Source organism: Bifidobacterium pluvialisilvae, assembly GCF_019331695.1.
In the GTDB taxonomy this organism is placed as follows: Bacteria; Actinomycetota; Actinomycetes; order Actinomycetales; family Bifidobacteriaceae; genus Galliscardovia; species Galliscardovia pluvialisilvae.
The window spans coordinates 42,125-67,549 of sequence record NZ_JAHBBI010000001.1; the positions used below are offsets into that span (position 1 = coordinate 42,125).

Genomic DNA, 25,425 nt, shown 5'->3' on the forward strand with positions numbered 1-25,425 from the left:
GAGGACGGAAAACGGATGAGGAATGTGGCGCATCTCAATTTCCGTTCACAGCGCAATATGCGGGCGGGGAGGAATGTTCGTCACAGCGAATCGGTAGAGTGATACAGAGTTTTATTAGGGAGGACAAGCATGTTCGAACGGTTCACCGACCGTGCGCGACGCGTCATCGTACTTGCTCAGGAAGAGGCAAGGGCGCTTCAGCATAACTACATCGGTACGGAACACCTGCTGCTCGGTCTGATTCGAGAGGGCGAGGGCAACGCCGCCAAGGCGCTCGCCTCCAAGGGAGTCGAGCTCGATGCCACCCGCAAGCAGGTCGAAGAGATGATCGGCAAAGGCAACGCCGCTCCGAACGGACACATACCGTTCACTCCTCACGCCAAGCAGGTGTTGGAGCTCAGCCTGCGCGAGGCGTTGCAGCTGGGCCACAGCTACATCGGCACCGAGCACATCCTGCTCGGCCTGATCCGCGAGGGCGAGGGCGTCGGCACGCAGGTGCTCATCAAGATGGACGTCGACCTGGGCGAGCTGCGCACCGCCACCATCGACCTCATCCGCGGCAACCATGACGCATCCGACGGCAAGGGCGACCTCGCCAACGCCGGCGGCGTGCAGAACAAGAACAGCCAGACCGGCTCCGCCATCCTCGACCAGTTCGGACGCAACCTGACCGCCGAGGCGGCCGAAGGCAAGCTCGACCCGGTCATCGGCCGTTCCGGCGAGATCGAGCGCGTCATGGTCGTGCTCTCCCGCCGCACCAAGAACAACCCGGTGCTCATCGGCGAACCCGGCGTCGGCAAGACCGCCGTCGTCGAGGGCCTCGCGCAGAAGATCAACGTCGGCGACGTGCCCGAGACGCTCAAGGGCAAGCAGATCTACTCCCTGGATCTGGGCTCCATGGTGGCCGGGTCCCGCTACCGCGGCGATTTCGAGGAACGTCTCAAGAAGGTGCTCAAGGAGATCAAGACCCGCGGCGACATCGTGCTGTTCATCGACGAGATCCACACCATCGTCGGCGCGGGCTCGGCGGACGGCGCGCTCGGCGCCTCCGACATGCTCAAGCCGATGCTGGCCCGTGGCGAGCTCCAGACCATCGGCGCCACCACCACCGAGGAGTACCGCAAGTACATCGAGAAGGACGCGGCGCTCGAACGCCGCTTCCAGCCCATCCAGGTGCATGAGCCGACGATCGCCGAGACCATCGAGATCCTCAAGGGCCTGCGCGAGCGGTACGAGAACCACCACCACGTGACCATCACCGACGGCGCGCTGCAGGCGGCCGCCGAGCTGTCCGCACGCTACATCCAGGACCGCCACCTGCCCGACAAGGCCATCGACCTGATCGACGAGGCCGGCGCCCGCCTGCGCATCAAGCGCCTGACCGCGCCGCCCGAGCTCAAGGAGATCGACGCCAAGGTGGCGAAGGTCAGCGCCGAGAAGGACAAGGCCATCAAGGACCAGGACTTCGAGAAGGCCGCCGAGCTGCGCGACCGTCAGGAGAAGCTGGAGTCCGAGCGCAAGGACAAGGAGAAGGCCTGGCGCGAAGGCGAGTCCGACGTGTCGATGACCGTGGACGAGGACGTGATCGCCCAGGTGATCTCCTCCACCACCGGCATCCCCGTGTTCAAGCTCACGCAGGCCGAGTCCAAGAAGCTGCTCAACATGGAGAAGGAGCTGCACAAGCGCATCATCGGCCAGGACGACGCGGTCACCGCGCTGTCCCGCTCGATCCGCCGCGCCCGTGTGGGCCTCAAGGACCCGAAGCGTCCCGCGGGCTCGTTCATCTTCGCCGGCCCCACCGGCGTGGGTAAGACCGAGCTGGCCAAGACGCTCGCCGAGTTCCTGTTCGACGACGAGGACGCGCTCATCCGCGTCGACATGTCCGAGTTCTCCGAGAAGTACGCCGCCTCGCGACTCTTCGGAGCGCCCCCGGGGTACGTCGGCTACGAGGAGGGCGGCGAACTCACCGAGAAGGTGCGTCGCAAGCCGTTCTCCGTGGTGCTGTTCGATGAGATCGAGAAGGCCCACCCCGACATCTTCAACACGCTGCTGCAGGTGCTGGATGACGGCCATCTGACCGACGGCCAGGGACGCAAGGTGGACTTCAAGAACACCATCATCATCCTGACCACCAACCTCGGCACCCGTGACATCGCCAAGGCCGCCAACACCGGCTTCAATGTGGGCGGCAACACCGAGACCAGCTACCAGCGCATGAAGGACCAGGTGAGCTCCGAGCTCAAGCAGCAGTTCCGTCCCGAGTTCCTCAATCGACTGGACGACATCATCGTGTTCCGCCAGCTCACCGAGCCGCAGGTGCGCCAGATCGTCGACCTCGACATCAAGCGCCTCAACGACCGTCTGTTCGAGCGCCACATGTCCATCGAGCTGACCGACAAGGCCAAGGACCTGCTCGCCGAGAAGGGCTTCGACCCGCTGCTCGGCGCACGTCCGCTTCGCCGCGTCATCCAGCGCGACATCGAGGATGCCATCTCCGAGAAGATCCTGCTCGGCGAACTCGGCGACAACGAGGCCGTGGAAGTGGATTCCCAGGGCGAAGGCCTGCTGGGCGAGTTCACGTTCACCGGCAAGCCGATTCTCGACGCCGAGCCGGCCAAGGACGATGCCGCCGCCGACAAGGCCGATGAGACGGCCAAGCCGGAACCGGTGGCCGCTACCACCGCCGACGGCGATGATTCCGCCCCGGCCCAGGAGTAGGGTCTCCGCAGACGAGATGAAATCCGCCCCCGCCCGCGGGGGCTGTCATGCGTATGCATGACTGGGGGTGGCTGGATACCGGTAATAGCGTTCCAGCCACCCCCAGTCTGCCTTACGGCAGACAGCCCCCGCCAGCGGGGCAAAGTCATATCAGCGGCACCATGAACAACGCCGCAAGATACAGGGCGCAGAACACGGCGAAGACGCCGTCCCGCCACGAAAGCCGCAGCATCCGGTAGTGTGTGCGGTCCGCACCGCCCTCATAGCAGCGGGCGTCAAGTGCCAGTCCAAGATTGTCGGCATGGCGCAACGCCCCGGCGAACACCGGTACGATGATGGCCACCAGCGCCCGGAAACGCTGCAACGGTGAACCTGATTCGATGCTGCCGCCACGCGCCGACTGCGCTTCGATGATGGCCTGAGTCTCGCCGGTGAGTGTGGGAATGAACCGTAGCGCCAGACTCATGACCAACGCGATTTCGCCAGTGTGCACACCAAACCGATGCAACGGCCGAAGCAACGCCTCGAATGCGTCGGTCAGTCTCGTCGGCGTGGTCGTCAGCAGCAGGATGGCTCCCAGCATCACCACCAGCGCCAGCCGGCCGGCATAGACGACCGCCGTCCACACGCCGTCATCGGTGATGGGGACCGGCCCGAGATGCGCCAGTGGCGTGCCCGTACGCACGAAGAAGACGTTCAATGCGCTCATGATGACGAACAACGCCAGGAACAGCCGCACCGAATGCAGTACGGCGACAGGGTTCATCCGGGCGGCGGCCATGATGACGGCCACCGTGGCCGCGGCGACCCCCAGTTGCGCCGGCGTGCCGATGGCGAACGCCGTGAACATCAGCACCAGTGTCAGCACCATCTTCACCCTCGGATCGAGTCGTGCGACGAAAGATCTGTGGTGCTTTCGGTTGCCGTCGTAATGTGATTCGGCTTTCTCGGTTCGACGTTCATCAGATGATTGTCCCGGCCGGGGGAAGCCGGGGTCATCATGCCCCATAATTCTGCCGTCCCGCAGTTCGACCACACGGTCGGCCAATCCTGCCTCTGCCTCGTCATGCGTGACGATCAGCACCGTCACGCCTTGCGTCTTCAGATCGGCGAGCAGACGATGGATGCGGGCCGCCGCATCCACATCAAGACTGCTGGTTGGCTCATCCATGATGAGAATCTTCGGCCGGCAGGCCAGAATGCCGGCGATCGCCACCATACGCTGCTGCCCGCCAGAGAGGCCGAACGGCGAACGTTCGGCAAGATGCCCGATATGCAGGTCATCGAGCGTCTGCTGTACACGTTCATCAAGCTTGTCGCCGGAAAGACCGAGGTTCCTTGGCCCGTACGCCACATCCTCGGCCACGGTCTGTGCGAACAGCTGCCGTTCGGGATGCTGCATCACATAACCGACGGTGCCGCGCAGCCGGCGTCGGTCGCGTTTGCGCAGCGGCTTGGATTTCCCATGTGCGTTCCGGGCCACATCGATGCCGTCCACGGTGATGCTTCCCCCGGACGGCGTCTCCAACGCGCAGAGCAGTCGCGTGAGCGTGGATTTTCCACCGCCGTTGCGTCCCATGATGGCGATGGTCTCGCCGGCGTCCACCGTGAGGTCCACGTCTCGCAATACCGGATGGCTGCGATCATACGCGAACGAGACATGCGACATCGTGATGATGGGGGAGCCGCCTCGGCTGCGCGGTCTCGTCCCCGGAGAAGATTCCAGGTCGGCGGCTGCGCTGTTGGGCGGTTCGACCCCTTCAGTCCGTCGTCCGTCGGACAGCTCCCTCGCCCAGGGGGAGCCAGGGGAAGGAGGAGCGACGGAGGACGAGCGGGCATCCTCCACGATTCGTCCGTCGCGCATCACGATCACCCTGTCCGCGGCGACGGCCTCGACGGCTGAATGCGTGATATGCACGATGGTCGTACCCTGCACATGCAAGTCATCCAATACGCGCATGACCTCCGCGCGCCCCGACTCGTCAAGCATCGCCGTGGGCTCGTCCAACACCAGCATGCGCGGTCGCATGGCCAGCATGCCGGCGATGGCCACTCGCTGCTGCTGGCCGCCGGACATGCGCGTCGGATCGGCAGCGGCATGGTCATCCATGCCGACCTGCCGCAGTGCCGAGCCGACGCGTTCGCCGATGCGGGCATGCGCCACGCCAAGGTTCTCCGGACCGAACGCCACGTCATCGTCGACGACCGTCGTGACGATCTGATCCTCCGGATTCTGGAAAACCGCGCCGATGTCATGACGGGCCTTGCGATACCGGTCGGTGTGGGGCGTTCCGTCGAATACGATGTCGCCGAACAGGGACACGATTCCCGAATCCGGTGCCGCCAACGCGGCGATGACGCGTCCCAGCGTCGACTTGCCCGAGCCGTTGGCCCCGACGATGGCGATGCGTTCGCCGTCATGGATTGTGAGATTCACGCCATCCACCGCCCATGAGACGCCATCGTCATAACTGAAGCGGACGTCGTCGAGCACGACGACGGGGGAGCGGTCATTCACGGGATTCACGGGAGGACCGGGACCTTTCTCATATCGATCTCATGTATTTCATATTTCAATATCTCATATACAAAATCGTCGGAACATCCGGATAACCGGAATGTTCCGACGAATGCACGTCCAGACGAATCGCTGGAATGTATGCTATCTGCGCAGCAGATTGGTGATGGGCTTGTAGACGGCGAACGTCACCACGCCATGAATGGCGAACTTCAGCAGGTTGAACGGCAGCAGAATCGGCACGATCATGGCCGCCACCTGCGCGACCGTCATATGCGCGTAGATCGGCGTGATCACCAGGTTCCCGCCGATGGCCACGGCCAGCGCGATCACGGCGCCCAGCAGGATGCCGGCCACGGCGCCCGTGCGCGAACGCCAGCGCTTGTACACCAGCGAGGCCGGCACGCTCAGCGCCAACGCCACGCCGATGGCCATCAGCGTGCCCCACGGATCGCCGAACAGATGCGGCGCGAAGCCCAGCACGCTGACGATAGCGGCGGCGGACGGGCCGAAGGCGAAGCCGGCGATCAGGCAGACGATGCCGGACGGATCGTACTTGAGCCACGGGGCCGCCGGGAAGATCGGCAGTTCGATGAAGCTCGTCACCATGGTCAACGCGACGAACAGCGCGTAGACGGCGATGCGTCTGGTGGACCAGCGGCCGGAATCGGCGACGCCGGTGGCATGGGAGGACGATGCGGAAGATGAAGAAATGCTCATGAGAGCCCCTCGTTTCTTTCATCCGGACTATACCGTTGGCTCCGGAATCCCACCGGATCAGCCGCCTTCGCGGGTCGCGGGCTGTGGCCGGCGCGAATCGCCGTATGCCATCACCGCCAGTAGGGAATTGCACCCTGCCCTGAAACTTGCGTTTTTGACTGTACCACGGCGGATGCCCGCGAACCGCGGGTTTTCGCCGTAGACAACGTCATATCGCTATATGTGGATTGTATGGCCGGTTATTGTCGCGCCCCCTTCCACACATGTTCCATGTGACCTTTTCGCGGTTTTTCGGCGGCAGGTGCCACAATAGGACGCATGACTGCGGAGAACAACGTGAAAACCGTAACAAGCAAGCTCGCCATCGTCGTGGTGACGTACAAACGTCAGGAACTGTTGAAGACGCTGTTCGCGTCCTTTCTCGCATCGACCGTCGCACCATGGCGTATCGTGATCGTGGACAACGAGCATTCCGACAAGACGAAGACGATGGTGGGGGAGTTCTCCGACAAGGTGACCGCCCAGTGGGGTAAGACCATCGCCGACACCGACGGCAACCTCGACCGTGTGGTCTATGCGCCGCAGACCGGCAATCTCGGCGGTGCCGGCGGGTTCTCTGCCGGCGTGAAAAAGGCGTATGAGCTCGGTGCGGAATGGTTCTGGGTGATGGACGACGATGTGGCCATCGAACCCGACGGGCTGGAAAAGCTTGCCAAGTGGATGCCTGACCATGACGTGATTCAAGGCAGTCGATATGACTACGATGGCGGGCCGTTCTACTGGCAGTACCATTTCATCGTGCCGCTGGGCATCCCCAATCCCATCGCCCCGGCGGCCTTCGGTCCCGCCGGCTACCGTGTGATGAACACCATGTGCTTCGAAGGCGGGCTGATCCGACGCAACATCGTGGAGAAGATCGGCTTCCCCGATCCACGGTTCTTCATCTACTGGGACGACACCATGTACGGCTATCTGGCCAGCAAGGTCACCAACCCCATCGTCATCCCCGACCGTGTTATGCGCCGTACGCGCGAAATCGGCAACTGGGACATCGCCGGACTGCGACAGCTCAACTCCACATCCGACATGAATCGCTACCATATCTTGCGCAACCGTGGATATATGGCCCGCTACTTCATGGCGCACGGTGACTACCGGGGTTTCTGGTTCGGCGTCGGCACCATCGCGACCATCGCCAAGGAGATTATCCGTCTCGTGGCCGTGGACAGAAAGAACCTCGGCAGTGGTATCAGGCAGATTTTCCGCGGATGGTGGGATTCCCACAAGCTTCTCCACGACCCCGACTGGCAGCCCATGCCTCCGCTGAAATAAGACGGTACGGTGCAGATGTATGGCTGTGCATTTTTCCTCACGCGTGGATGTGTCCCGGCCGAACGCGATCTCGGCTGCGGAGGCGCGATGCCGGCGCGACGGCATCGCATTGGCGAAACTCAACGACTCCAACCCCACCCGGCATGGTCTGGCCCCGGCGTTGGTGCCGGATGTGTACGAGGCGAACCCACGGGGGCCGCTCGCCGCGCGTCGGGCGCTCGCCGGGTTCCTTGCGGCTGGTGGGGCCGAGGGCGGCGTTACTCGTGCCGTCGACCCGGAGCGGCTGTATCTGCTCAGCTCCACGTCGGAGGCGTATTCGTGGCTGATGAAGCTGCTGTGCGATGCCGGCGACGCCGTGCTCGCGCCGAAACCCGGTTATCCGCTCATCGAATCCATCGCCCGTCTGGAGAACGTGGAGGCCATCGAATACTCGCTGCTGTTCGATGGCTCATGGTTCTTCGACCTGCCGCGCATCGAGGAGATCCTCGACTCCGATGAGGGCACGCGCATCCGTGCCATGGTGCTTATCAACCCGAACAATCCGACCGGCTCGTATGTGAAGCCCGGGGAACGGCGTCGGTTGGTGGAGCTGTGCCGCGAGCACGACGTGGCCATCATCGCCGACGAGGTGTTCTTCGGTTACGATCTGGAGCCGTTTGACGGCAACGCGCGGATCGCGGGGGAGGCGGGCGCGCTCACGTTCGCGCTCGACGGGTTCTCGAAGATGCTTGCCGCGCCGCACGCCAAGGTCGGATGGATAGAGGTTTCCGGTCCGGAGAACGACGTGGCCGAGGCCCAGGCCCGACTTGACGTGATCGCCGACGACTTCCTGCCGATGAGCGATATCATCGCCGAGCGCATCCCCGCGCTGCTCGACGCGGCGGCCGGACAGACCGCCCGCGTACGTGAGCGCACGCGTGGCAACTTGGCCCGTCTGCATGAGCTGCTTGCCGCCGACCCGTCGGGCGTGACGAGCGTGCTGCGCGCCGAAGGCGGCTGGAACGTGCTGCTGCGGTTCCCGTCCAGCATCGACGAGACCGAACTGGTGCTGTCGCTGATTCGACGTCATCGGGCCACCGCCCAGCCGGGGTTCTTCTTCGACATGACCTCCAACGGATATCTGGCCGTATCGCTGCTGCCGGAACCGGCCGTGTTCGAGTCGGGGATGCGTGCCGTGCTCGCCGCCGTTGGTGAGATGCTCGGCGAATAACGGCGTGTCGTATGGTCCAATGCCGTCGTAAACTATATATCGCAGATAGTTATCTTATATAAATATCTTATATAAATAAATACGTCGTATATGGTGGATGGCATGGATATCAACCTGCTTGACAGGATTCTTCACGCCATGGATGAGGCCGGCTCCGTACGCACGCTGGTCCCCGAACTGCCCAAGGGCGTCCGGCCGGTGCATCTGCGCGTGCTCGACGCGCTCAGCCGTTCGCGCGGTGACGACGGATGCGTTCGTGTATCTGACATCGCCGACGCGCTCGACATGCGCATGCCGAACGTCACCCGGGCCGTGCGTGAGATGACCGGTCTCGGCCTGCTCGAAAAGACGTCCGACCCCGTCGACCGACGCGTGGTGCTTGTTCGGGCCACGCCGGCGGGGGAGGAATGCGTGCGCCGGTACATCGTCGGCGTGCGCCAGCGCATCGAGACCGAGCTCATGGCAACCGTGAGCGTGGAGGACATCAACGCCATGATCGCCACCATCGACGCTGTGAAGGCCGCGGTCGTCAAGGCCTGCGGACGCTAGCCGCTTAGATTCCCCCGGATGGTCGCCGCGCGTGGACATGTCTCCATGCGTGGGCGCAGCCATGCCCGGGAACGCGGCGAAATCGGAAGGAAAGAACGGATTATGGCCGAAACACGGCATGATGATATGAGTCGCATGAAAGCCCGTGTGGACGTGAAGCATCCCACGCTGGTGATGCTCGGACTGTACCTGGGCGCGTTCCTGGGGATGCTCAGCGAGACGTCGATGAACATCGCACTGCCCAGCCTCATGGAGGCGTTCGGCGTATCCGCCGGCACCGCGCAGTGGCTGGTCGTCGGCTACATGCTCGTGATCGGCGTGGTGCTGCCGTTCGTGGGCCTCCTGCTGAAGTGGTTCCGCGCCAGGACGCTGCTGGTCGTGGCGTTGGGCGCGTTCCTCGTAGGCTCGCTGATGTCGGGCTTCGCGCCCACGTTCGCGCTGCTGCTTGCCGGCCGTATGATTCAGGGCATCTCCACCGGTCTGGTGCTGCCGATGATGTTCTCCGTGCTGCTTGAGGTGTTCCCCAAGAACAGGATCGGCGCCGCCATGGGCCTGACCACGCTGATCATCATGTTCGCGCCCGCCGTCGGCCCCACCCTCTCAGGCTTCTTCATCGGCATGCTCAGCTGGCGTTGGATCTTCCATTTCTTCGCCATCGTGGCCGCCGTGGCCCTGCTGTGCACGTTCGCGTTCATGGTGAACCCGTATGAGATCACGCGCCCGCGCATCGACGCGTTCAGCTGCGTGACCTCCGTCGTCGGCTTCGGCGGCCTCGTGTTCGGCGTGAGCCTCATCAGCGAGTTCGGCCTCTCCCCGGTGGTTGTGGCCATCCTCGTGGTCGGTGTCGTTGCCGTGGCGCTCTACGGCCGCCGCCAGCTGAGGATGGATGTGCCGGTCATCAATCTGCGCGCCTTCGCCATCCCGCAGTTCACCACCGGCGCCATCGTGGTCATGATGAACTTCGGCATCACCCTGTGCGCCATGTACCTCATGCCGCAGGAGATTCAGGACGGCATGGGCATCCCCGCCGCCATGGCCGGTCTCGTCATGCTGCCCGGCGGCATCGTCAACGCCCTGGTGTCGCTGCTGTCCGGCCGGCTGTACGACGTCATCGGACCGAAGGTCCTCGTGCGTTCCGGCCTCGTCGTCTCCGTCATCGGCCTGGGTCTGCTCATGGCCGCCGGCACCACCAGTTCCGTGCCCTACATCATCGCCGCGCACGTGGTGCTCATGATCGGCGTGCCGCTCACCATGAGCCCCGCCCAGTCCACGGCCCTTGCCGCCCTGCCGCCGCAGCTCGCGACCGACGGAAGCACCATCCTCAACACGATGCAGCAGGTGTGGGGCGCCATCGCCACCGCCGTGGCCACCGTGCTGCTCGGCGCCGGCCAGTCCTCCGCCGTGCGTGCGGGTGCCGGTCATGCGCAGGCGTTCGTCACCGGTTCCCGCTTCGGCTTCGCGTTCGCCGTGGCATTGGCCGTCGTGGGCTTCGTGGCGGCATTGCGCATCACGTCGCTCAGCGGTCTGACCCGTGCCGAGAAGGTGCCGGACGTCGAGGTGCGCGACATCAAGCCGGCCGCCAAGCCGGCCGTCGCCCGTGAACGTCGCGTCTGATCGTCGGTCGCCGGTGGAACGCAACTGACGAATGTTGCGTTTTGATGTGCGTTTTCTTGCCATGGCGCACGACACCGAACATGGAAATTCATTCCTGTTCGCGTGTCGTGCGCTTTTGTGATGTCTGGTGTCGCTTTGCACCGTTCAAACCGACCGTGGTGAACGTTTTTGTGTGTTCTCGCGTGCTGATTATGTGACCTTTGCGCGCCTCCCGCACGTTGCCACTGATTGCATGGCGCGGTGCTTGAAAATTGAACACGGGAAGTGCGACCATGGATTGTGGACGGGGCAAACGGACGCCCCGCCGCACACTGAATGTTCCAAAAGGGGACGATATGAGCAAGACGAATTCGAACGCCTTTGTGATGACCTCCACGGAAGTCAAGCGGCTGCTTGACGTGGCGCATGACGGGGGATACGCCTATCCGGCCATCAACATCAGCAACCTCGACACGGCCATCGCCGCCATGCAGGGGCTCGAACAGGCGAACAGCGCCGGATTCGTGCAGGTGAGCATCGGCGCGGCCAAGCAGGCCAGCCCCTCCGGAGACCCGGTCGACGGCTCCATCATCATCGGCCGCCTCATGCGCGATTTGCGCAAGCTCCATCACGTGCCGATCATGCTGCACACCGACCACTGCCACGCCGACTATGTGGACACCTGGCTCAAGCCGCTGCTCGTCGAGCTCAAGAAGCTCAAGGACGCCGGCGAGGAGAAGATCTTCGACTCGTTCATGTTCGACGGCTCCCATGACGAGATTCACGACAACGCCGCCACCATCAAGGAACTGCTGCCGCTCGTGCAGGCCGTCGACGGCGTGCTCGAGGTCGAGGCCGGCGGCAAGTGGGGCGGCATGGAGGACGGCGTCGCCGACCAGGCCGTCTACTCCACGCCCGAGGACGTGGCCGTGATCCAGAAGACGTTCGCCGACGCCGGCCTCGACGAGGACGACTACCTGCTCGCCGTCGCCTTCGGCAACGCGCACGGCACCGCCGTCATCCCCGACCTCAAACCCGAGCTGCTCGCCGAGATCGCCGAGAAGACCGGCGTGCGCAACATGTACGTGTTCCACGGCGGCTCCGGCTCCTCCGACGAGGACGTGCGCGCGGCCGTCAAGGACGGCGTCGTCAAGATGAACGTCGACACCGACACCCAGTACGAGTTCACCAACGGCATCGACGCGTTCCTCGTGGCCGCCGACGGCAAGCAGCGTTCGCACCGCGAAGGCAAGAAGTTCTTCGACCCGCGCAAGTGGAACGCGGCGGGCCGCAAGACCATGGCCGCGAAGGTCGCCCAGGTGGCCGAACTGCTCGGCAGCGCCGGACATGCCGACGCCGTCGGCTACAAGTCGGTGCTCGATCCCGTGGTCGCCTGACCCGACGACGACTCATCGCCGCCGAATGATGGCGGTCCCCATATTCCTCCGTCTTCCCCGGAGAGGATTCCGTGGATGGACGGCGGTGCCGGACGCGACGCGACGCACGTCGCCGGACCGCGCCCGGCACGCAACGGCAATGAAGCAACAACCAGTACACAGTGGTACAGAAAGCGCAAAACAGCATGAAACCAGGAAACGTCTATCTTCTTCGTCACGGCCAGACCTACTGGGCCGTATCCGGCCAGCACACCGGACGAACGGACGTGCCCTTGACCGAAATCGGCGAACAGCAGGCCAAGGAAGCCGGCGCGCGTGTGCGCGCCGCCCACCCCGGGGCCTTCTCCAGAATCCTATGCTCGCCGCTCAAGCGCGCCAGCGAGACCGCGCGCCTCGCCGGCTTCGACGCCACGCCCTGCGACGACCTCATGGAATGGGACTACGGCCGCGCCGAGGGACGCACCCGCGGCCAGATCGGCGAAGCGCTCGGCCATGCCTGGAACCTCTGGCTCGACGGCCCTCAGGTCGTGCCGGCGTCACTCGGCGAGGAACGCGTGGAGACGCTGCCCGACGGCGAGAAGGTGAAGGTGCACCTGACCGACGGCGAGACCCTGGACGAGGCCTTCGCCCGCGCCACCCGCGTGGTCGAGGGCATTCGCGACGACGTCTACGCCGGCGAGGATGTGCTGCTCGTGGCCCACTCCCACATCCTGCGGCTCGTGGCCATGGCCTGGGTGGGCCTGCCCCCGGCCGAAGGCCGCAAGTTCGAACTCGGCACGGCCCGCTACGTCGTGCTCGGCGACCACAAGGGGCAGCCCGTCATCGAACACTGGGGCGCGTGAGCCGCCGGGCAGCGGTGCGACGCAAGTAAGGAACCGTCATGAAGTACAACGAAACCGTACCACGCCGTCCCCTCGTCATCGGCAACTGGAAGATGAACCTCGACCATGTGCAGGCGCGGCAGTGGCTGCTCGAGTACGCCGCATCCAACACCGAATGGCAGCACCGCATGGAGGATTCCGACGTCATGGTCAACCGCGTCGAGATCGGGGTGCTGCCCTCGTTCACCAGCCTGCTGGCCATCCGGGACATGGCCCGTGCCACCACTCTCGAACCGCAGCTGTTCTTCGGCGCTCAGAACGTGAGCGAGCTCGACGCCGGCGCCTACACCGGCGACATCAGCGCCCAGATGCTCGCAGCGCTAGACTGCCGGTATGTGCTGCTCGGCCATTCCGAGCAGCGGCGCTACCACCCAGAAGACGACGAGAAGATCGACCAGAAGATGCGCGTCGTCCTCGACAGCGGCATGACCCCCATCGTCTGCATCGGCGAGACCAAGCTCGGACGCGAGGACGGCATCGGCATCGACTACGCCCTCAACCAGCTCGTCTCCGCCCTGCGCCTGCTTTCCTGCGACGACGTAAGCCGCGTCATCGTGGCCTACGAACCCGTATGGAGCATCGGCACCGGCAAGGCGCCGGACCCGACCGTCATCGAATCCGCGCTCGCCGACATCCGTGACTTCATCAACGCCACGTTCGGCTCCGACGTCGCGTCCAGGGTGCGCATCCTCTACGGCGGGTCGGTCAATCCCGGCAACGCGGCCGAAATCATCCGTCGCTACGGCGTCGATGGTTTCCTGGTGGGTGGCGCGAGCCTTGATCCGGCCAAGTTCGCCGATATCTGCCATCGTGCCGCGGAGGCGAGCGTGGTACGGCTGCGCCGCAGCGCGCACACCATCTACCGTCCGGGCAGACGTACCGTGGAGGAGTTCGCCGACTCCACGCTGGAGGCGCCGCACCGGATGACGGCCACCAAGGTGGCGCAGGGCCACGCCGACACCATCGGATGGCGCGCCGCGCTGGCGCTGGCCGCCTACCGCACGGTGGGATTCCAGTGGTTGGAGGAGCAGGCCGCCATCGAGCTTGAGGACGCGGCGGACGCGTCCGGCAGCGGCGTCGTCGGATTCGACGCCGACGTGCTGCGTGACATGATCTGGGCGAATCGCCTGCGCATCATCGAATCGATGATGAAGCTCATCGACGAGCGGCGTATTCGCGGCATGTTCTCCATTCGGCAATGGCTCATCGAATGCGACGATTCGCTCAGCGCCGACAGACGCGGCGAGCTGCTCGCGGAGGAGTTCGCCAACGTGGCCTGCATGCGTGCCTATTACGAGATGGACACGGGGCTGGAGTTCGACCAGTTCCGCAAGCCGTTCGTGGCCGGATACCTGCTCAGCGACGTCGACACCAAGAACCGTCTGTGGCGTGCGCGCGGCATCGACCGCAAGCTCCACAGTCCGTGGAAGAACGGACGGGGAGGGTTGTAGAACGGTCTAATCCTCGTGTCATCATCATATGTACAGACGTACATATGATGATTCGACGGAGGAAGGAACGTTTTTTCATGGGTAATCTGCTGCTTGCCGTCATCTACGTGGCGTTCGTCAGTCTTGGCCTGCCCGACGCCGTGCTCGGATCGGCATGGCCGGTCATGTACCGCCAGTTCGACGTGCCGGTCTCGTATGCGGGCATCGTCTCCATGATCATCAGCGCCGGCACCATCGTGTCGTCGTTGATGAGCGACCGGCTCACCCTGAAGCTGGGCGCCGGCAGGATCACCGCGATCAGCGTGGCCATGACGGCCGTCTCGCTCGGAGGCTTCTCGTTCTCGTCGCAGTTCTGGATGCTGTGCCTGTGGGCGATTCCCTACGGCCTCGGCGCCGGAGGCGTGGACGCGGCGCTCAACAACTACGTGGCCCTGCACTACGCCAGCCGCCACATGAGCTGGCTGCACTGCATGTGGGGCGTCGGCGCCACCGCCGGCCCGTACATCATGGGATTCGCGCTGACCGGCGGCTTCGGCTGGAACAATGGCTACCGGTGGATCGCCGTCCTGCAGATCGCGCTGACCGCGCTGATCGTGCTCAGCCTCCCCCTGTGGAGGAGCCGTGTCGGCGGGAGGTCCGACGACGAGGGCGGGGACGTCGAATCCGAGGCCGGGCGGACCCCGGACCGCAAGCCTCTCGGAATCCTCGGCGTGCTCGCCATCCCCGGTGCCAAATCCATCCTCATCATGTTCTTCTGCTACTGCGGCCTCGAACTGACCGCGGGGCTGTGGGCGGCGAGCTACATGGTGCTCGACCGCGGCGTGGACGCCGACCGGGCCGCGGCCTGGGCGAGCCTGTTCTATCTGGGCATCACCGCCGGCCGTGCCGTCAGCGGCTTCCTGACCATGCGGTTCGACGACCCGACCATGATCCGCATCGGGCAGGCGCTCATCGCCGCCGGCATCGTCGTGTCGGCGCTTCCGGTCGGCGGCACCATGACGCCGCTCATCGGTCTCATCGTCATCGGTCTTGGCTGCGCGCCCACCTATCCGTGCATGATTCACTCCACGCCCACGTACTTCGGAGCGGACCGGTCGCAGGCCGTCATCGGCATGCAGATGGCCACCGCCTACCTCGGCAGCCTTTCCGCACCGCCGCTGTTCGGTCTCATCGCCAACCACGTCTCCATCGGCCTGTTCCCCGTCTATCTGGGCGTAATCCTCGTGCTCATGGTGGCCATGCACGAGAATCTGCGCCGTGTGCACGCTCGCAGGACCGCGAAACGGTGAATCGTTGCCGAACACGAGGGAAAAACGCGGTAGTGTTGAATGAAACGGAGCGCCCGCCACGACGGCGTCCGGGCGCCGCGATCGGCCGGCGCCGACATCCACACCGAGGAGGAATACCATGATTGAATCCGCACAGGCCTTCGGCATCGACATCGGCGGCTCCGGCATCAAAGGCGCGCCAGTGGACCTCAATGAGGGCAGGTTCGCCGCGGAACGCCTGCGCATCCCCACTCCGGAGGAATCCACCCCCGACGCCGTCGCCGCAGTCGTCAAGGAGATCCTCGACCACTACGAGGTCGAGGACGGCACGCCCATCGGCGTCGCGTTCCCCGCGCCCGTCAAGCCCGGCCGCCCGCTGAGCTTCATGGCCAACCTCGACCAGTCGTGGGTGGGCGTGGACATCAACCGGCTGCTCACCGAGAAGACCGGCCGCGAAGTGCACGTGGTCAACGACGCCGATGCCGCCGGACTCGCCGAGGCGCAGTACGGCGCCGCCAAGGGCAACAAGGGCCTCGTCATCGCCACCACGCTCGGCACCGGCATCGGCACCGCGCTCATCATGAACGGCACGCTCGTGCCCAACACCGAACTCGGCCACCTCATTCTCGACGGCAAGGACGCCGAGAAATATGCGGCCGATTCCGCCCGCTCGCGCAAGGAGCTTTCGTGGAAGAAGTGGGGCGGCAGGCTCACCAAGTACTACCGCCTGCTCGAACACTACTTCAGCCCCGATATCTTCGTCGTCGGCGGCGGCGTGAGCAAGAAGCATGAGAAGTTCTTCCCCTATATCGAGATCGACACCCCGATGGTACCGGCCACGCTGCTCAACGCCGCCGGCATCGTGGGCGCCGCCTACTTCGCCAGCACGCAGATGAAGCGCTGAGCCCTCGCCGCGGCGGCCCGTCGGCCATGAGACCGCGGACGCGCCGCCCGAGACTCCGTCACCATACGAACCAGGACCTCACGGTGTAATACGCCGTGGGGTTCGTTCGCATCAGCGGTCCGATCTTGCTGGGGACGAACGTACCGGCGACCGTCATGACCATCGTGGCGAACACCAGCGCCACCACCACGATCACCGCCAGCCGCGCGAGCCTTGCGCGACCGGTCGAGAACACGAACGCGTGCGAGCCGGCCCATTCGAACACCGCGGGGATCATCATCGCCGAGCCCAATGCGAACAACCATCCGAAATCGCTCACGTACCGCCAGTCCATGCCGCCCTTGTAGCTCACGAACACCAGCTCGAACACGCCCAGGCCGAGCAATGTGCACACCAGCCCCCACAGGCGGTGCATGCCGAGACGACGCCGCACCCGCGGCAGGGCGAACGCCAGCAGGCACACCGGGGCGAACCACAGGAACCCGCAGATCATGCGCTCCGTATACTGCCATGGGTGCACGGGCATGTACGGCACGTCGATCCATGGGAACGTGGCGATGAACCGCGGCGGCTCGAACAGGTAGTATCCGAGAATCTGCGGCAGCACGGCGAGCGGCTCCCGGTAGCGCGTCAGGTCGGTCACGGTGAGCTGATAGTTGTTGCCGAAGTCCAGCCAGGAACCGAAGCGCCAGAAATTGTAGGCCATCAGCAGGGCGAACACGATGAACGCCGGCAGCAGCGCGGCGAGGTCGGCGCGCCACGACCGCCATACGGCGCCGCCCTCGCGCCACGATCCCAGCCGCCATCGCCTCGGCAGCAGGATGCCGACGATGCGCAGCATCCTGCCCGAACGGATCTCATCGGCGAAGATCGGCAGGAACAGCAGGGCGGAGAAGATGAACGTGGCCCGGCACCCCAGCGTCAGCGCGATGCACAGCGATCCCGCAGCCACCCGCGGCAGCGATATCCGCACCAGATCGGCGCTGACCCGGGCCTCCAACGGCACGTCGTCGACCGTCCACGTGCGCCATCGTCGCCGGCCGTCGCCGTCATGCGGACCGTCATCCAACGGCACGCGGCGCGCGCTCAGCCACAGCCACAGCCCGAGGGCGGTGAACATCAGCGCGGCGGAGGGCGCAAGCTCATAGAACATCGGGCGCAGCCACAGGAACCATCCGTTCGATCCGCACATGAAGGCGGCCAGCACCAGGACCGCCACGCCTACGCTGGTCTTCGGGAAGAACCGGTCGATCATGCGCACCACCAGCAGCAGGCTGAACACGAGGAACCCGAACAGGAATATGCTCGTCGCCACCGATGTGGGCAGCCACAGGCCACCCTCCGTCCACAATGATGTGATGGCCTGATACGGCAGGAACAGCACCACGGACGGCACCACGCCGAAATACGAGTACCAATGCCCTTCGAAGAACACATGGTCCCAGTAGATGCTGCCCACGCCCTGGCCGAGCAGACGGTCGCGTGTGGCCACGTCATAGGGGTTCGCCGCCTCGGCCAGCTGATGCGGCACGGGCAGGTCGAGCCATGGCCGTCCGTGCAGCAGCGAGTCCGCCATCTGCGCGTACTGGTTGAAGTCGTAGGTGTACGAATACGGCTCATGGGAGAACTCCCGTGGCGCGGACCATGACGCCGTCGCCAACGTGAACACGAACATGACGGCGAACGGCACGATGATCGCCGCGAACGCCAGACGCTGCCTCATGCTGTGCGTGTTGACCGCGATGGCGTACAGCCGGGAACGCGGCCGGAGCAGCCCGATGACCAGCGCGACGGCGACCATGGCGGCCACGCGCGCCACACTGATGCGGAACGGCGGATGCGCGTTGACGATCAGCGTGTTGAACGCGAACTGCGACCCCACCGTCTCCTGAATCCAGATGCGCACCGTGTCGACGTCGCCGTCGGCCGCGCGGTTGCGCAGATACGTGCTGGCGTCCACGCCGCGGTGGAACGCGTCCGTCTCGCCGGTCCGCCACGTGCCGCTGCCGGACGGCAGCACATCCATGCGCACATGCAGCGTCCAGTCGAACGGATGCCGGTCGTCATGGAACGCGGCGTCCTGGTTCGTCGAATACCCCGAGACATAGTGGACGTAGCGCACCGGGGCGTCCACGCCGCTCACATCGATGTACGCCTCGGTCGGGTCGTCGACGCGCAGCACGCCGGCGCCGCTCAGCGACAGCCCGCTGCCCAGCGTCATATGCGGCGCGGTGATCGGCTGGGGCGATGCGATGGTCGTCCAGAACGGAAGATTGCATACGATAATCTCGAGAATCAGGATGATCGCCGCCGCCGCGCATCCGAAACGATGATGCGCGGCGAATTCACGGGCGTCGAATTTCATGGGGGCGGGTCGGTCGTTCACGTACCTCATTGTAAAAGCGTTTCTCTGTTGGCATGAATCATGCGGTCATGTCGTCGTTGATTGTGACAATGGGCGGTATGTCTACTTCATCCTCTCCTTGGCGTCGTCATGGCCGCAACTGTTCCCATTACGGGCGTCTGCTGCGCAGAATCGTGGGAGAGGCGACGTCGGCGTTCGACAAGGTACGTAGATCGTCGCCGTTCGGCGACATCGGGGAACACGCCGCCGAACGTTCCGTCGGCAAGGCCGGCGGCGACGTCATGAACGCGTTGGGCGGGACGACGGACGGGACGGCGGGGGATTCCGGCACCCCATCGATGGCGTCGTCGTTCACGTCCGACGGTCGTCGGGGAGGCGGCACGGATGACGTTGCCGCCATCGACCGTCTGCTCGACGGCATGCGCACGCTGAATCCGCTGGTCAAACGCCGCATATACGACGACCTGCCGGGGCTCCCCGACGGCCTTGCCGCCGGCTGGGTGCAGTTCCCGGAAACGGACGGGCAGGGCTATTCACTGGCCGTGTTCGACCAGCGCGGCCGCTGCACGCCGATTGCGTTCGTCGACCGTCAGGGCCGTGTGTTCCTCGGACCGGGCGTGCATCCGGACGTGCAGCGCAGCGAACCGGACTTCATGTTCGTCAGGGAAAGCGAGGTCGAGGTGCCCCGCAGCCGTCTCGACGGCACGGGCAAGAACGGCGTGGGCGCGGACGGTGAGCTGTTCCCCGCCGTGCAGGGCGGCATCGTGGGCCGTGACGACACGGGAGAGATGACCTGGCTGGCATCCTGGCTCAAGACCGACAACCGCTACACGCTCGAACAGCTGCGCCCCGACCTGCCGGTCACGCGGCGCGTGGACCTCGAATACCGCGACGCCATCGCCATCGCGTTCTTCGCCGCCTACCTGCTGCCACGCATCGACGGATTCGTCATCGGATTCGGGTCGGGCAACATCTTCCGCCGCCTGCGCCGCGAAGCGCCCATCGGGGCCATCCGGCGCAGCGTCAAGGACACACTGCGGGCCCGTGCCCACGGCATGCGCGCCTCTGGATTGGAGGACCATTTCGCCGACCTTATGAACGAGGCGGGTGCGCTCGACCCCATCGAAGGCCTCGAGGCCGTGCACGGCGCGGAACCGCTCCACCTCTACAGTTCGCCGTACTCGGGCGCATACTTCTTCGGGTGGGATTCCAGCCTGGAATTCCGTCCCGCGCTCTCGTCGCTGCGCATCGAAGGCAACCTCAACCGGTTCGCCGCCGTGAGCCTGTGGCTGGAACGCAACGCCCGCATAGGCGTCTATCCCACGGAGGACACCGTCACTCGCGCCCAGGCGGCCCAGCTCGACCGGGCCCTCCTGCTCAACCCCGCCCTGACCGCGCTGCCATTGGAGGAGCGGCCCGGCAAATCCTTCGACCCCGTGCACGAGGACAGCACCGCCGCATTGGCGGCCATGGTGAGCGTGGCCCGGCAGGCGGCCAGGGAGACCGCCGAGGCCTCGGCCAAGGAGACGGCCTCAGGCGCGAGCGTCCACGACGCGAACGGGTCCGAATGGGTGTACCGCCAGACGTTCTCGTCACTGATGCGCAAACTCCGCCTGCCATACCGGTTCGACGTGGAATTCCGCACGAACCTCGCGGAAGGCAACGTGGCCATCGGATTCACGACGGCCGGCACCTCGATGATGCCCACCACCCGATACGACGAGCGACGGCACGGCTGGGTGCCGCTGACCGACGCCGAGCGCGCATCGTTCGGCGCCGACTACAATCTGCGCGTCGGACTGCTGCTGGCCGCGCTCGCGTTCGGCGTGGACTCCCACGTCAGCCGCGTCTCGCTGCACATCGACTCCATCGGCCTCGAGGAGGCCGTCGCCGAGCAGAACTCCGCGATATCCGCCATGATGAACGAGGCGCTGACCACGTTCGAACGCATGAGGACCGGCAGCATGGTGCCGTCGTCCGGGACGAAGGCCGATCCCAAGGACGGCGACGTCCATGGCAACCCCGGCGTGCAGATGCCGCCGGACATCGTCGAATCGGACGGCGACGAGCCGGATGGGACGGAATCGGACGACGAATCCGGCGCCCCCGCGTCGGACGGCGACGGCGTCCGGACGCCGGACCGGGACGGCCACGACCCCGCCGCGGTGGACCGTGCGTTCGAGGACCTCATGCAGGGCGTCGACTTCGACGGCATGTCGTTCTCGCTGGATGACGACATCGCCTCCGATTCCGCAGGAATCGACGGCGCGCCGAGTCTCGACGGCACCGGATACGACGTCGTCGACACCGACGAGTCGAATGCAGGCGCCGGCGCGGACGATTCCCCCGACGACCCCATGGCCGCGCTTCGCAAGAACCCCACCGTACGCAATCTCGTGACCGTCACCTTCGACCGCGACGAGTTCCTCCGTGCCGTGCGCGAGGTGGGGCTCAACGAGCCCCGCCGCGTATACCGCGACTTCCATGCGGTCATGGACATCGACGGCACCGGGGCGCTGCAGCCGATCAATGCGCAGTTCGACCTGCGCGACAGCCGGTACTCGCCCATAGGCGCACAGGACGAGCCGGAACTCAGCGACCGACGCTTCAGCCGGCCGCTGTCGAACGTCATCGGCGCCAGGGACGCCCTGGGCCTGGCCATCCAACGCGCCGACGTGCTCCAGCATGCCCTTGGAGACTTCCATCGTCTCGCCGCCGCGGACGGGCTCTCCTCCGTGGACAAGGCGCAGCGTGCGATGACCACCATCAGGCGCATCGCCGACCCGGAGCTGCTCGACATGGCCTCGGACGTCACCAGCGCGCTCATCGACGGCAGGGACACGCCGGATTCCGACTTCCCCCTGGGGAATCGTCTCGACGCGGAACGGCTCAAGGCGCGCGACCTGCTGTTCGGCGGCCAGGCGGACAAGGCCGTTGAAACGGCCGAGGCCGCCGTGTCCGGCATGGACAAGCTGTTCGCCGGCACCGGTGGCGTGCCACGGTACTTCAACTCGTATGCCGAGCGCGTGGTCTACAACCGCATGTTCGCCACGCCGGACGAGCACACGCTGCTCATCCCCGACAACCTCTTCTACGCGCACATGGAGCTCGCCGACGTGCTGTCGCAGCTGGAGGGGCCGCAGGCGGCGCTTCCGCACCTCAACGCCATGGTGGCCTACGCGCCGACCTATCCGCTGTCGCATCTCAAGCTGGCCGTCCAGCTCGCCCGCGCGCAGGACTGGGATTCCGCACGGGCCGCCTGCCTCAACGCGCTGCGCGTGGCGCTGGACCGCGACGACGCCGCGTTCGCCTACTATCGTCTGGCCTATGCGGAATGGATGCGCGACGAGTTCGACGTAGCCGCCGCCTGCTATATGATGAGCGACTACATCAGCTCCGGTGCCGTGCCCGCGCTCGAACCCGAATTCAACGAACTCGTGGCGCGCGCCCGTTCGCAATGCATCCCCGTGCCGCGTGACCTCGACGAAGCGCAGACGGTGCTGCGCGGGCATGAGCTGCCGGTCTGGCCGGACACCGAGGCCGCGCCGATCATCCGCGAGGCGGCCCGCCAATGCGTCGACAACGCGCTGTTCGTACCGGCGCGCACCCTGTCGATGGCCGCGGCCCGCATGACGGCGGACGGCGACGGGCTCGACGCCATCCAGATTCAGTTCCTCCGATCGCTGTCGTAAGGCGAGGGAGGCACAGTCATAACGGTAGCCTCCCGCTGATGAGGGAGGTGGCATGCCGACACAGGCATGACGGAGGGAGAGAAGAAAACGTCCATGGCAAACGCAAACCATACGACCGACGGCCGCAACGGCACTGACCCTGCCGCCGCCGACCAGCTGGCATGGGATCTCGACGGCGACGGCGGCATCGCCGAGAACACGCCGATCACCGCCCACGAACCCGGCTCCACGCAGTGGGTGGCCGCACTGGGCTCCACCGACGCCGACGCCCTGCGCCTTGACAATCTCGACGTTTCCGCCATGCGGGCCGACGATGCGGCCCGACTGTGGACAAAGGTGGCCGCGTGGGTGGAATCCGACCAGATCGCCTACTACATCGATGATGCGCCGACCTCGTCGGACGCCGCCTACGACGCCCGTCTGCGCTGCCTGCAAAGGCTCGAGGCCGCGTTCCCTTCACTGGACACCCCGCAGTCGCCGACCCATCGCGTGGGCGGCACGTTCTCCAACGACTTCGCTTCCGTGCGACACCCCACGCGCATGATGAGCCTCGACGACGTGTTCAGCATCGAGGAGCTGCGCGACTGGTACGATTCCGTGATCCGCGACCTCGACTGGCCGGACGGCAAGCCGCTGCCGATGACCTGCGAGGTCAAGATCGACGGCCTCGCCCTGAACATCATCTACCGCAACGGCGTGCTCGAACAGGGGCTCACGCGCGGCGACGGCGTGACCGGCGAGGACATCACCATGAACGCGCGCACCATCGCCAACATTCCGCAGAACCTCGGAGGCCCGGCCGACGACATCCCCGACATGGTGGAGGTGCGCGGCGAGGTGTTCATGCGCTTCGACGACTTCAAGGCGCTGAACGAACGCCAGGAGGAGGCGGGACGGCCGCCGTTCGCCAACCCGCGCAATGCGGCAGCCGGGTCGCTGCGCCAGAAGGACCCGCGCATCACCGCCACGCGCCGGCTCACGTTCTACGCGCACGGCATCGGCACGCTCGACTGGGGCGCCGACCATCCGCGCGGCACCCACGACGTGGTGCACAACCAGTCCGAGGCATACGAACTGTATACGAAATGGGGCGTGCCGGTCTCGCCACACAACCGCGAGGTCACGTCGTTCGACGAGATCCTCGACATGATCGACTACTACGGCGAGCATCGCGACGACATCGAGCACGCGCTCGACGGCATCGTCGTGAAGGTCGACGACCTGGGATTGCAGCGTCGCCTCGGCGCCACCTCGCGTGCGCCGCGCTGGGCCATCGCCTACAAGTACCCGCCCGAGGAGGTCAACACCGAACTGCTTGACATCACCGTGCAGGTCGGGCGCACCGGACGCGTGACCCCCGTGGCCGTGCTCAAGCCCGTGTATGTGGCCGGCTCCACCGTGGCCCGCACCACATTGCACAACCCGTCCGAGGTCAAGCGCAAGGGCGTGCTCATCGGCGACACGGTGATCGTGCGCAAGGCCGGCGACGTGATCCCCGAACTCGTGGGTCCGGTGCTGGAACGCCGCAAAGGGCGCGAGCAGGAGCTGCGCGAGTTCGTCATGCCCGAACACTGCCCGAGCTGCGGGTCGAGGCTCGCCCCCGCCAAGGAGGGCGACAAGGACATCCGCTGCCTCAACATGGCCTGCCCTGCGCAGCTGACCGAACGCATCATCAACCTCGCCTCGCGCAAGGCGTTCGACATCGAGCATCTCGGCGACCAGAGCGCCATCGCCCTGACCAACCCCGAGGAGAACCGTCCCGACACGGTGGACACCTACGATCCGACCCGTCACGAGATCCTCGTGGGGCCGGGGGAGGAGCCCAAGCCGTACGAGCCGCCGGAAGGCCTGCGTCTGCCCGAACCGCAGACGCCGGTGCTGACCAGCGAGGCCGGCGTGTTCGACCTTGCCGTCGATACGCTGCGCGACGTGTACGTGTGGCGCGAGATCCCCATCATCGAGGTGCGCGAGGGCATAAGCGCGAAGACCGGCAAGCCCACCAAGGTGCGCAAGCGCCTGGGAGGCTCCGGACTGTGGTATCGCGCGCCCGCGTTCTGGACGACCCCCACCGACGCCAAAAAAGCCAACGACAAGACCCCGGCCGAGGAGATTCGCGCCGACTATCCGGACTATATCGTGCCCGTTGACGCGCTGATCGTGGATCACAGGACCCGCAAGGTGCGCGGAGGCGGCACCATCGAACAGCCGGTGTATGTGCGCCCCGGCGAGAACACGCGCAAGATGCTCGACGAGATCGAGAAGGCCAAGCACACCGACCTGTGGCGTGTGCTTGTGGCGTTGTCCATCCGCCGGCTCGGACCGCCCACCGCGCGGCTCATCGCCAACCAGTTCGGCTCGCTCGACGCCATCGAGGCGGCAAGCGCGGAGGAGCTGTCCGAAATCGACGGCATCGGGCCGGAGATCGCCGAATCCATCGTGCAATGGTTTGCGGCGGCCCGCGAACCCGGCGACTGGCGCGGGCGGATCCTCGACGCATGGAAGGCCGCCGGCGTGGGCATGGTGGCCGAAACAAACGATACGCCGCAGACGCTCGATGGCATGACCGTCGTCGTCACCGGCTCATTGGACGGGTTCAGCCGCGACTCCGCCAAGGAGGCCATCATCGCGCATGGTGGCAAGGCCGCCGGTTCGGTGAGCAGGAAGACCACGTACGTGGTGGTCGGCGCCAACGCCGGCTCCAAGGCCGCCAAGGCCGAGACGCTGGGCATCCCCATGCTGGACGAAGCCCAGTTCCGCCGGCTGCTGGAGACCGGCGAACCGGGGGAGCGGGAGACCGCGGCGAGCTGAGATCGGCCCCCGCTGGCGG

The 25,425-nt window shown here is 65.5% G+C and carries 15 protein-coding genes and 1 riboswitch; of the genes, 12 read left to right on the forward strand and 3 right to left on the reverse strand.

The window, feature by feature from the left end:
- The first annotated feature begins 129 nt into the window (after positions 1–129).
- Positions 130–2,718, forward strand: a complete 2,589-nt coding sequence (locus KIH77_RS00200; RefSeq protein WP_219099001.1) for an ATP-dependent Clp protease ATP-binding subunit — start codon at positions 130–132, stop codon at positions 2,716–2,718.
- 145 nt (positions 2,719–2,863) lie between these two features.
- On the opposite strand, the gene KIH77_RS10585 is transcribed toward KIH77_RS00200, so the two are convergent.
- Together KIH77_RS10585 and KIH77_RS00210 are read right to left on the reverse strand one after the other, a co-directional pair.
- Positions 2,864–5,245 (reverse strand): energy-coupling factor transporter ATPase, encoded by a 2,382-nt coding sequence (locus KIH77_RS10585; RefSeq protein WP_219099003.1) that lies wholly within the window; start codon positions 5,243–5,245, stop codon positions 2,864–2,866.
- Positions 5,246–5,380: 135 nt separating this feature from the next.
- Positions 5,381–5,956, reverse strand: coding sequence for an ECF transporter S component (locus KIH77_RS00210; protein WP_219099005.1), 576 nt, complete (start codon positions 5,954–5,956; stop codon positions 5,381–5,383).
- Between the two features lie 6 nt (positions 5,957–5,962).
- Positions 5,963–6,107: riboswitch (FMN riboswitch) on the reverse strand.
- Between the two features lie 167 nt (positions 6,108–6,274).
- Between KIH77_RS00210 and KIH77_RS00215 the strand changes: the two genes are divergently transcribed.
- The 9 genes from KIH77_RS00215 to ppgK all read left to right on the forward strand — a co-directional run bounded on the left by KIH77_RS00215 (position 6,275) and on the right by ppgK (position 16,541).
- Positions 6,275–7,288 (forward strand): glycosyltransferase family 2 protein, encoded by a 1,014-nt coding sequence (locus KIH77_RS00215; RefSeq protein ID WP_219099007.1) that lies wholly within the window; start codon positions 6,275–6,277, stop codon positions 7,286–7,288.
- A 19-nt stretch (positions 7,289–7,307) separates the two neighbouring features.
- Positions 7,308–8,498: a pyridoxal phosphate-dependent aminotransferase gene (locus KIH77_RS00220; RefSeq protein ID WP_219099009.1), complete on the forward strand. Its 1,191-nt coding sequence runs from the start codon at positions 7,308–7,310 to the stop codon at positions 8,496–8,498.
- 102 nt (positions 8,499–8,600) lie between these two features.
- Complete coding sequence (locus KIH77_RS00225; RefSeq protein ID WP_219099011.1) at positions 8,601–9,047, forward strand: MarR family winged helix-turn-helix transcriptional regulator; 447 nt, start codon at positions 8,601–8,603, stop codon at positions 9,045–9,047.
- A gap of 126 nt (positions 9,048–9,173) precedes the next feature.
- Entirely contained in the window at positions 9,174–10,661 is a 1,488-nt protein-coding gene (locus KIH77_RS00230; protein ID WP_236024346.1) for an MDR family MFS transporter, read from the forward strand.
- 335 nt (positions 10,662–10,996) lie between these two features.
- Positions 10,997–12,037, forward strand: coding sequence for a class II fructose-bisphosphate aldolase (locus KIH77_RS00235; RefSeq protein ID WP_219099013.1), 1,041 nt, complete (start codon positions 10,997–10,999; stop codon positions 12,035–12,037).
- A 185-nt stretch (positions 12,038–12,222) separates the two neighbouring features.
- Positions 12,223–12,879 (forward strand): histidine phosphatase family protein, encoded by a 657-nt coding sequence (locus KIH77_RS00240; protein ID WP_219099015.1) that lies wholly within the window; start codon positions 12,223–12,225, stop codon positions 12,877–12,879.
- 38 nt (positions 12,880–12,917) lie between these two features.
- The gene (gene tpiA, locus KIH77_RS00245) at positions 12,918–14,369 is read left to right on the forward strand and encodes a triose-phosphate isomerase (protein ID WP_219099017.1); all 1,452 of its coding nucleotides are present in this window, start codon (positions 12,918–12,920) and stop codon (positions 14,367–14,369) included.
- A gap of 77 nt (positions 14,370–14,446) precedes the next feature.
- On the forward strand, positions 14,447–15,658 hold the full coding sequence (locus KIH77_RS00250; RefSeq protein ID WP_219099019.1) for an MFS transporter: 1,212 nt from the start codon (positions 14,447–14,449) through the stop codon (positions 15,656–15,658).
- Positions 15,659–15,776: 118 nt separating this feature from the next.
- Positions 15,777–16,541 carry a polyphosphate--glucose phosphotransferase gene (gene ppgK / locus KIH77_RS00255; RefSeq protein ID WP_219099021.1) on the forward strand — a complete coding sequence of 255 codons (765 nt, stop codon included), beginning with the start codon at positions 15,777–15,779 and terminating at the stop codon, positions 16,539–16,541.
- Positions 16,542–16,599: 58 nt separating this feature from the next.
- Here ppgK and KIH77_RS00260 read toward each other — a convergent pair whose 3' ends face one another.
- Positions 16,600–18,927: a hypothetical protein gene (locus tag KIH77_RS00260; protein ID WP_219099023.1), complete on the reverse strand. Its 2,328-nt coding sequence runs from the start codon at positions 18,925–18,927 to the stop codon at positions 16,600–16,602.
- Positions 18,928–19,187: 260 nt separating this feature from the next.
- Here KIH77_RS00260 and KIH77_RS00265 point away from each other — a divergent pair, with 260 nt between their 5' ends.
- Complete coding sequence (locus tag KIH77_RS00265; RefSeq protein WP_372445340.1) at positions 19,188–22,598, forward strand: tetratricopeptide repeat protein; 3,411 nt, start codon at positions 19,188–19,190, stop codon at positions 22,596–22,598.
- Positions 22,599–22,691: 93 nt separating this feature from the next.
- Complete coding sequence (gene ligA, locus KIH77_RS00270) at positions 22,692–25,406, forward strand: NAD-dependent DNA ligase LigA (protein ID WP_219099027.1); 2,715 nt, start codon at positions 22,692–22,694, stop codon at positions 25,404–25,406.
- Positions 25,407–25,425 lie beyond the last annotated feature (19 nt).